Genomic DNA, 9142 nt, shown 5'->3' on the forward strand with positions numbered 1-9142 from the left:
ATGCGTCAGGAAAAATGAAAAAAGCCTGTGCCAGGTTAAGGTTAGCCCGTGCACAACCGATAAACTCTATTCTCTGCTGGCAAAGCAGGATCGGCATGATATACTGTATGTATACACAGTACCTGAGGGCGAAAAGATGGCTGTTGAAACAAAATTTGTAGTAGTCAGAAAGGGTGAAGAGAAGATGACGTTTGCCAATAAGAAAGAGGCCGATGCCTACGACAAAATGCTCGATATGGCCGAAGCCTTCACCGACTGGCTGTTACAGCATCAACCTGCACTGGATGAATCTCAGGCAGAAACGCTGGGCCTGCTGATTGCAGAGCAAAAAGATGCGGTTCAGCATATTCTGCGCACCAGCAAACTGCCGGAAGCGGCAGCAGCACCCGTCTCTCAGCCAGAAGCTGTCTCAGACGATAGCGCGGATGAGCCGCAGGAAGAGCCTGCTGCAAAGAAAGTGCGCGCCGTTAAAGCCGCGTAATCTCAACAGCGCCGGAAGCGAACCTTCCGGCGTTGCTGTTTCTGAATAGCGGTTTGATCTGCTCTCTTGCTAACTTCTTTACAGATAGTCTTCCTTCCACTCTTTTACCCTGCATAACGGGCTCTGACGCTCAACAGAACGATTTCACACGTTAAAAACTTTTCGTCCGATAAATCAAAACATTGTGATCAGTGACAAAAGCGTTCAAAGCGTTGTGTTTTTAGTCGCTAAATGGCAGTTAATGAACACTGCAGTCCATTAGTCGCTTTTTCAGACGACCTTCCTCGCATGACCATCTTCCTTCCATAACGTGAGTTTTCATTCCACTGAGCGTCATACCCCTTTTGCTGCCCGGAACCGCACCCCCGGCTTTAATACTGGTCTCGTCCGGCGGGTATCGCCACATGCAGGATGCCTGGGTGACTGAACTCAACACGGTAGTCACTTTTTAAGTTAATAAGAGGATTTCGATCGCTGTCACGCTTTTTGCCCTGACAGATTGAGGTCACGACTAAAACTGATAGAGTTCCCGAACTGGATTGTTACTGCTTAGGCAGGCAAAACCTGACTTCTGGCCTCTGTCGGATGTCAGGTTTTTTTGTTTCTGGGGTTCCGATGAAAATCGCCAAAATTCTTAATAACAACGTGGTGATGGTTCAGGATGAGCAGGGACGCGAACAGGTCGTGATGGGGCGTGGGCTGGCTTTCCAGAAGCGCATCGGTGACAGTCTCAACGCTGCGCACATTGAGAAGGTATTTGCGCTGCAAAGTGATCTGCTGGTACGTCGTCTGGAGGAGTTGTTACACCAGATCCCTCCTGAAGTGATGACCACCTGCGACCGCATTATTGATCTTGCAACACAACGTCTGGGGACATTGCAGGAGAGCTTGTATATCACGTTGACCGACCACTGCTACTTTGCCATTGAAAGGCAGAAAAAAGGTCTGGCAATTAAAAATGTGTTGCTGTGGGATATCAAACGCCTCTACCCCAAAGAGTTCGCACTGGGTCAGGAGGCCAGGGCTATCATTTCACGTCGTCTGAATGTCGAACTGGCGGAGGATGAAGCCGGATTTATCGCGCTACATCTGGTGACGGCGCAGCTCAATAATGAAATGCCGGAAGTGATGCATGTCACCCGGGTTATGCAGGAGATTCTGCAACTGGTGAAGTATCAACTGCAGCTGGAGTACATCGAATCGTCGCTGAGTTACCAGCGTTTTGTCACTCATCTGAAGTTTTTTGCTCAGCGGATGCTGACGCGTACCGTGGTGGACGATGACGATGTATCGCTGCATACAGCAGTAAAAGATAACTATCCCAAAGCCTGGAAATGTGCGGTGAAAATCGCGCAGCATCTGCAACAAAGCTATCAGCGTGATCTGACCGCAGAAGAGATCATGTTTCTCGCCATTAACATCGAACGGGTGAGAAAAGAGGGGCAATAAGCTCCATAAACCGGATTGTTACTGCTTTACGCAGGCAAAACCTGAGCGCGGCCTCTGAAAGGAGGACGTTCTCAGGTTTTTTTCATTTTTGGCTCAGTTAACTGATGTCCGCAGGCATCGGTTGTAAGGAAATCGAGATGGAATATCACACGCTGGCGCAGGATATCCTCAGCCATATTGGTGGCCGGGAGAACATCGTTAGTCTGGTTCATTGTGCCACCCGGTTACGCTTCAAACTGAAAGACAACCATAAAGCCGATGCTGAAGGACTGAAGAAAAATCCGGACGTTATTATGGTCGTTGAAAGCGGCGGGCAGTTTCAGGTGGTGATTGGCAACCACGTTCATGATGTCTGGCAGGCTGTGCGTAGTGAAGCGGGGCTGGCTGATGAGCTTTCTGCAGCAACAGAAGGGGAAAAGACCGGGGGTAATGTTTTCAATCATCTGATCGACATTGTATCAGGCATTTTTACCCCGTTTATCGGCATTCTCGCCGCCTCCGGGATCCTAAAAGGTTTACTGGCGCTGGCCGTGGTCTGTGGCTGGCTTTCTGTTGAAAGTGGAACGTATAAAATCTGGTTTGCAGCCAGTGATGCCCTGTTTTTCTTCTTTCCTTTGGTGCTGGGCTACACCGCCGGGAAGAAATTTGGCGGCAATCCCTTTATTACCATGGTGATTGGTGGGGCGCTGACCCACCCGACGATGATTGCAGCTTTTAATGCCAGCCAGCAGTCAGGTGAAATGACGGACGCGTTTCTCGGCATCCCTGTAACCTGGTTTAATTACAGTGCGTCGGTTATCCCGATTATTCTCGCTGCCTGGGTAAGTTGCTGGCTGGAAAAACAGAGCAGCCGGCGACTTCCCGCCTCCATGAAAAACTTCTTTGCGCCACTGATCTGCCTGAGCGTCACCGTGCCGCTGACCTTCCTGGTGATTGGCCCACTGGCCACGGGCTTAAGTCAGATACTGGCGAACGGCTACCAGTGGATTTATGCGCTGGCACCCTGGCTGGCTGGCGCCGCCCTGGGCGCGTTGTGGCAGGTCTGTGTGATTTTTGGTTTGCACTGGGGACTGGTGCCACTGATGATCAACAATCTTGCCGTACTGGGGCATGACTCAATGCTGCCCATGCTGTTGCCTGCTGTCATGGGCCAGGTTGGTGCGGCGCTGGGGGTGTTTCTGCGCAGTCGGGATGCACGACAGAAGATGCTGGCGGGTTCATCCGTGACCGCAGGGATCTTTGGTATCACTGAACCGGCTGTCTATGGCGTTAATCTGCCGTTGCGCCGTCCCTTTATCTTTGGCTGCGTGGCGGGCGCTATTGGCGGTGCCATTGTCGGCCTCAGCAGCACCCACGTTTATTCATTTGGTTTTGCCAACATCTTTACCATCGCACAGATGATCCCACCTGGCGGTGTGGATTCCACGTTATGGGGCGGTATTGCCGGGACGCTACTCGCGCTGATACTGGGTTGCGGCATGACGCTGGTAGCGGGCATGCCCCGAAACACGGCGCCAGACGCAGCGCTCCCGATTACCCCTGGCGAAGATGACATTCTGTCACCGATGACAGGCACCGTTCTGGGGCTTGGTCAGATTCCCGATGCAACCTTCGCCAGTGGCCTGCTGGGACAGGGTGTGGCCATCATCCCTTCCGACAACAAAGTGATTGCGCCTTTTGCGGGCGAGGTGGCCTCCCTGTTTCAGACCCGACACGCAATAGGACTCCTGAGTCACAGCGGGATTGAGCTGTTGATCCATGTGGGTATCGATACCGTCAGGCTCGACGGCAAACCTTTCACGGCACATGTACAAGTGGGCGACACATTCAGGGCCGGCGATCTGCTGCTGGAGTTCGATCGTCAGGCCATTCTTGATGCCGGATATGACCTGGCAACACCGATCATTATCACTAACAGCGATGAGTATCCTGAGGTGATGACCATGGCAGGGACTGCGGTCACTGCAGGTACGCCTTTACTCAGTGTCACTCGTCAATAAAAGGAGAACAGGATGAAAACTTTCCCGGATTCATTTTTATGGGGCGGTGCTGTTGCCGCTAATCAGGTTGAAGGCGCATGGCGGGAAGAGGGCAAAGGCCTCTCAACCTCAGACGTTCAGCCACAGGGAATCTTTGGCCCGGTATCGGAGCGCGTTGAGGGCAGCCAAAGCCTCAAAGACATCGCGATCGACTTTTACCACCGCTATCCGGACGATATCAGGCTGTTTGCAGAGATGGGGTTCAGCTGTTTGCGGGTTTCCATCGCCTGGACGCGCATCTTCCCGAACGGTGACGAGCAACAACCTAATGAGGCCGGTCTGGCCTTTTATGATCGGCTATTCGACGAGCTGGCCGCACACCACATCACCCCACTTGTTACATTGTCACATTATGAGATGCCCTGGCACCTGGTGAAGCAGTATGGTGGCTGGGGTAACCGTCAGGTGATTGGCTTCTTTGAGCATTATGCCCGTACGGTGTTTGCCCGCTACCGGCAGAAAGTCAGACTCTGGCTGACCTTTAACGAAATTAACATGTCGCTTCACGCGCCAATGACCGGTGTGGGTCTGCCGGGAACCAGCAGCAAAGCTGAGGTGTATCAGGCAATTCATCATCAACTGGTCGCCAGTGCGCTGGCGGTGAAAGCCTGTCGCGAGATTAACCCGAATGCCAGCATTGGCAATATGCTGCTGGGAGGGCTGGTCTATCCACTCAGTTGTAAGCCTGATGATGTGCTGGAAGCGCTGCAGGAGAACCGGAAATGGCAATTTTTTGGCGATGTTCAGTGCCGTGGTGTTTATCCGGGCTATATGTTGCGGTTCTTTCGTGAGAATAATATTCAGCTGGATATCACGGATACCGATCGTCAGATACTCCAGTCGACCGTCGATTTTATCTCGTTCAGCTATTACATGTCCGGCTGCGTGACCGCCGATGAAGCACTGAATCAGCAGATGCGGGGTAACATTCTGAGTATGGTGCCAAATCCTCACCTGCAGAGTTCTGAATGGGGCTGGCAGATTGACCCGGTGGGCTTGCGGACCTTACTGAATCTGCTGTGGGATCGTTATCAGAAGCCGCTTTTTATTGTTGAGAACGGACTGGGCGCCAAAGACATACCGGATGCAACGGGCGTCGTGCAGGATGACTATCGCATCAGCTACCTCAACGATCATCTGGTTCAGGTGCGTGAGGCGATTGACGATGGCGTGGAGGTCATGGGTTATACCAGCTGGGGACCTATCGATCTTGTCAGCGCATCAAAAGCCGAATTGTCTAAGCGTTACGGTTTTATTTATGTTGACCGCGATGATACTGGTGAAGGTTCGCTGGCCCGCAGCCGGAAGAAAAGCTTTTACTGGTATAAAGAGGTCATTGCGACCAACGGGGCTTCACTTAAAGAGTAATTCCCGCACTCAGGCGTACATCACAACGATCGCGATGTACGCCCGGTTAGCAGTTAAAACAGCCTGGCTCAGGGCGTCTCGCGGGAGTTAACCTGATAGCGGGTACTCCTGCCTCCGCCTTCAAGCCGGTAAAGGCAGCCTTTTTCAACCAGATCGGTCAGATGACGGGTCGCGGTGGCTTTACTCACTTTGGCGACCTTCTGATACTGGCTGGCGCTGATCCCCAGTTCGAAACCCTGCTCGCCGCCATCCAGCAGCCGGTTCAGCACTTTCACCTGTTCCGGGCTCAATCCCATCCCCTGATGCCGCAGCCAGAAACGCGCTTTCATCTGAGTGCGATCGATGACGTTCATCGCCTGTTGCAGACTCTCATCCAGGATATCAAGAAACCACACCAGCCAGTGGGTGATATCCAGGCCGCCTTTCTGCGTCTGCTCAAGGATGCGGTAATAACCGGCACGCTGCGTCAGAATGGCGGGTGACATGGCATACAGCCGGATGCTCTGACTGTCGGCCTGCGCCAGCGCCAGATCGGTTAAGGCACGCGTGATACGACCATTACCATCATCAAAAGGGTGCAGGGTGACAAACCAGAGGTGGCAGATGGCGGCGCGCAGCAACGGGTCCAGCATCACATCTTGCTGACTGCTGTTGAACCACTCAATAAACTGCGCCAGCTGTGGCTCCAGTCCCTGTCGCGGCGGCGCTTCAAAATGCACCGTGGGACGATCGATGCGACCTGAGATGACCTGCATCGGCTCACTGCCGCGCAGCGTGCCGACGCTCAGGCGCTGCACCGTCCACTCATCGGCAGGGAAAAGCCAGCGGTGCCACTGACAGAGACGTTCAGGCGTCAGCGGCTGGCTGCGGTTGTTGATGGCATCGAGCATCATGGCAGCCAGGCCTTCTGAACGATCGGAGACCGGATAGGGCTGCTCTTCCGTCACGCCTAACCGACGCGCCAGCGATGAGCGGACCGATTGCACGTTGACCCGCTCCTCTTCAATCGCGGAAGAGGAGAGGATATTGCTGAGCAGGGTATCCAGCGTCTGGGTTTCACTGTCTGAATGCAGGCTGGCACGGCCCAGCAGCAATCCACGCTGCTGCTGCAGATGGCGCAGGCGCGGTAACAGCACGGCGTCCTGCCACTGAAAACGGGGCCAGTCCGGCTGTTGCCAGATCCAGGTAACGCTCATAATCGGCTCACGCTAAGGGTAGATGAGCCGAATAAAGAAGGTTATTCGGCTCACACAATGAGTCGATAATAGCGAATATTTGGCTCACAGGCCAACCCGGCTGAAGTGAGGGCAAAAAAAAGGACCCGAAGGTCCTGTTTGCTTAGCGGGAGAACTGCATAAAGGTGTCTGAATAGTAGTGAACGATCCAGGCGACATACGCCAGCCAGACAACCATCCCGACAGCTAATCCTGATTTACCGATCATTGTTCTATCTCCACTGCGATAAGGGGGCTACAGCAACTGTTGACATAAACTGACAGTAATGGCGGGCGCCAGTATTGTTGCAGATCAAAAAAAGGCCGTTCATTCACAGCGCGATAATCCCTTTGCGATCAACTTCCCGTAATCACGCGCTGTGAGACCCCCATCACGGCGGGGAAATGGCCATTAAAGTTCAAAAAAACGCCGCCGATAGATGATCTCAGGAGCACCATAACTACAAGGAGGTATTGAGCCAGGTAAATTTCAGGGGAAGCACTATGGTCAGTCAGTTAACACATAAGAAAAGAATGAGTACCCGTGCCCAGATGCTGATCATGGGTGGTTTAACGATAGTGCTGGGATTTACCGTGACGATTGGGGTTCTCAGCTGGCAATCCGGTAAAGAGCAGAAGGCGCTGGCCGAACAATATCTGCAGCAGATTGCGCAGAGCCGTGCCTTACAGGTACAGCAGGAATTGAGCCATGCCCGTGATGTCGCGAGTCACCTTGGACAAAGTCTGATTGCCTTGCCCCACGTTGGTATTACCGATCGCAAAGCGGCCGATAAGGTGATGGAGTATGCGCTGCGTGCTAACCCTGACTATCTGTCGATGTCAGTGATATTTGAACAGAATGCGTTTGATGGCCGTGATGCCGAGTTCGCTTCACAGCCGGGTCAGGCACCGCAGGGCCGTTATGCCTTTTTTGTCGATCGTGACGCATCAGGTACTTACTCGATGCATCCGCTGCTCTCCTATCTGACACCGGGTCAGGGTGATTACTATCTGATCCCGCAAAAAACACAAAAAGATACGCTCACCGAACCCTATAGCTATGCCTATAACGGCGTGCCAACATTGCTCACCTCCGTCGCCGCCGCGATTATCGATCAGGGCACCTTAAAGGCGATCGTTACCTCTGACATTTCACTGGCATCACTGCAACAGAAAGTGAATCAGATCAAACCCTGGCAGGGAAGCGGCTATGCGCTGCTGCTTTCTCACGGCGGGAATGTGGTCTCTTCGCCGGTGAAAGATGAAGCCGGGAAGCCCTGGAAAGGCGAAAAAGAGGGTTTTACGTCAAAAGTCGTCCAGCGATTTGATGCCGTGCTGGGTGAAGACGCTTTAGTCACCTGGCAGCCGGTGATGATAGGTAACAGTGACAAACCCTGGTATCTGGGCGTGGTGGCACCGGTCAGTCAGGTGATGGCCGCCTCAAACCGGCAGCTGATGTGGGCGGTGATCCTGATGGTCGTGAGCGTTCTGCTGGTCGGGACGGTGCTGGGCATGCTGTTCAGCCGTAAAGTGCTGCGTCCGATTGGTGGCGAGCCGGCTGAAGCGGCGCATATTGCGCTGGCCGTCGCCGATGGCAAGCTGGATAACGCGATTGTGGTGAAAAACGGCGATCGCAGCAGCCTCTTTTTCGCCCTGGATACCATGCAAAGCCAGCTCCGGCAGATTGTCGGGCAGATTAAAGATTCCAGTGAATCAGTACGCCAGGGAGCGGGTGAAATTGCCAGCGGAAACCTCAATCTGGCGTCACGCACCGAACAACAGGCCGCCGCGCTGGAGCAGACCGCAGCCAGCATGGAGCAGATCAGCGCCACGATTCGCCTGAATGCCGATAACGCGCAGCAGGCAACCAGCCTGACTGAAAACGCTACCCACATCGCCAGTCGTGGTGCCTCGCTGGTGGGTGAGGTGGTGCAGACCATGGCGCAGATCGATGACAGTTCGAAAAAGATCGGCGACATTACCACCATGATTAACAGTATCGCCTTCCAGACCAATATTCTGGCGCTGAACGCGGCTGTAGAAGCTGCACGCGCCGGTGAGCAGGGACGCGGTTTTGCCGTGGTGGCTTCTGAAGTGCGTAATCTGGCCCAGCGCAGCGCGAACGCGGTGAAAGAGATCGGCGCACTGATTGAAGAGTCGAGCGTGCGGGTCGAGAGTGGCGTCCGGCTGGTAAACGATGCCGGTAAAACCATGCAGGAGATGATGCAGGCGGTGAATTCGGTGCAGGGGATTATCGGTGAGATTGTTACAGCATCAAGCGAACAGGCGCGTGGCATCAGTCAGGTAACGATTGCCGTCAATGAAATGGATGGCGTCACCCAGCAGAACGCCGCGCTGGTGCAGCAGATGTCGGCTGCCGCCAGTTCGCTGGAAGATCAGGCGCAGCAGCTGTCACAGACGGTGGAGCAGTTTCATCTGGCGTAAGCAGGCGTATGTTTCCTGATCCAGACTCTGCTTCACAAAATAAAAAACCCGCCGCTGGCGCAATGCTGCTCAGTTAAGATTAGATTTGTAAAGGCTGTCACGGTCAAACGTGGCAGCTTTTTTTCCGGGCGAGCGAGCCGCAGTGC

At 53.8% G+C, this 9142-nt stretch carries 6 protein-coding genes; 5 read left to right on the forward strand and 1 reads right to left on the reverse strand.

Features of this window, described 5'->3' with window-relative positions:
• Positions 1-136: 136 nt before the first annotated feature.
• From NR201_RS22145 to NR201_RS22160, 4 genes are all read left to right on the forward strand, one after another.
• Positions 137-481, forward strand: a complete 345-nt coding sequence (locus NR201_RS22145; RefSeq protein WP_022624344.1) for a YebG family protein — start codon at positions 137-139, stop codon at positions 479-481.
• A gap of 615 nt (positions 482-1096) precedes the next feature.
• The gene (licT, locus tag NR201_RS22150) at positions 1097-1930 is read left to right on the forward strand and encodes a BglG family transcription antiterminator LicT (RefSeq protein WP_022624343.1); all 834 of its coding nucleotides are present in this window, start codon (positions 1097-1099) and stop codon (positions 1928-1930) included.
• Positions 1931-2067: 137 nt separating this feature from the next.
• Positions 2068-3930 carry a PTS beta-glucoside transporter subunit IIABC gene (bglF, locus tag NR201_RS22155; RefSeq protein WP_256850178.1) on the forward strand — a complete coding sequence of 621 codons (1863 nt, stop codon included), beginning with the start codon at positions 2068-2070 and terminating at the stop codon, positions 3928-3930.
• Positions 3931-3942: 12 nt separating this feature from the next.
• Positions 3943-5337, forward strand: coding sequence for a glycoside hydrolase family 1 protein (locus NR201_RS22160; protein ID WP_163641347.1), 1395 nt, complete (start codon positions 3943-3945; stop codon positions 5335-5337).
• Positions 5338-5405: 68 nt separating this feature from the next.
• On the opposite strand, the gene NR201_RS22165 is transcribed toward NR201_RS22160, so the two are convergent.
• Positions 5406-6533 carry a Fic family protein gene (locus NR201_RS22165; protein ID WP_256850179.1) on the reverse strand — a complete coding sequence of 376 codons (1128 nt, stop codon included), beginning with the start codon at positions 6531-6533 and terminating at the stop codon, positions 5406-5408.
• Between the two features lie 522 nt (positions 6534-7055).
• Here NR201_RS22165 and NR201_RS22170 point away from each other — a divergent pair.
• Positions 7056-8996 carry a methyl-accepting chemotaxis protein gene (locus tag NR201_RS22170; protein ID WP_163799892.1) on the forward strand — a complete coding sequence of 647 codons (1941 nt, stop codon included), beginning with the start codon at positions 7056-7058 and terminating at the stop codon, positions 8994-8996.
• Positions 8997-9142: the final 146 nt, after the last annotated feature.

Origin of the sequence: Pantoea sp. Fr-CA_6, from assembly GCF_024520895.1 — a bacterium.
GTDB lineage: Bacteria > Pseudomonadota > Gammaproteobacteria > Enterobacterales > Enterobacteriaceae > Pantoea > Pantoea agglomerans.

Excerpts from the sequence above, each read along its gene's own strand:
- NR201_RS22145 (WP_022624344.1), top strand. The coding sequence starts at position 137 with ATGGCTGTTGAAACAAAATTTGTAGTAGTCAGAAAGGGTGAAGAGAAG.
- licT (WP_022624343.1), top strand. The coding sequence starts at position 1,097 with ATGAAAATCGCCAAAATTCTTAATAACAACGTGGTGATGGTTCAGGAT.
- bglF (WP_256850178.1), top strand. The coding sequence starts at position 2,068 with ATGGAATATCACACGCTGGCGCAGGATATCCTCAGCCATATTGGTGGC.
- NR201_RS22160 (WP_163641347.1), top strand. The coding sequence starts at position 3,943 with ATGAAAACTTTCCCGGATTCATTTTTATGGGGCGGTGCTGTTGCCGCT.
- NR201_RS22165 (WP_256850179.1), bottom strand. The coding sequence starts at position 6,533 with ATGAGCGTTACCTGGATCTGGCAACAGCCGGACTGGCCCCGTTTTCAG.
- NR201_RS22170 (WP_163799892.1), top strand. The coding sequence starts at position 7,056 with ATGGTCAGTCAGTTAACACATAAGAAAAGAATGAGTACCCGTGCCCAG.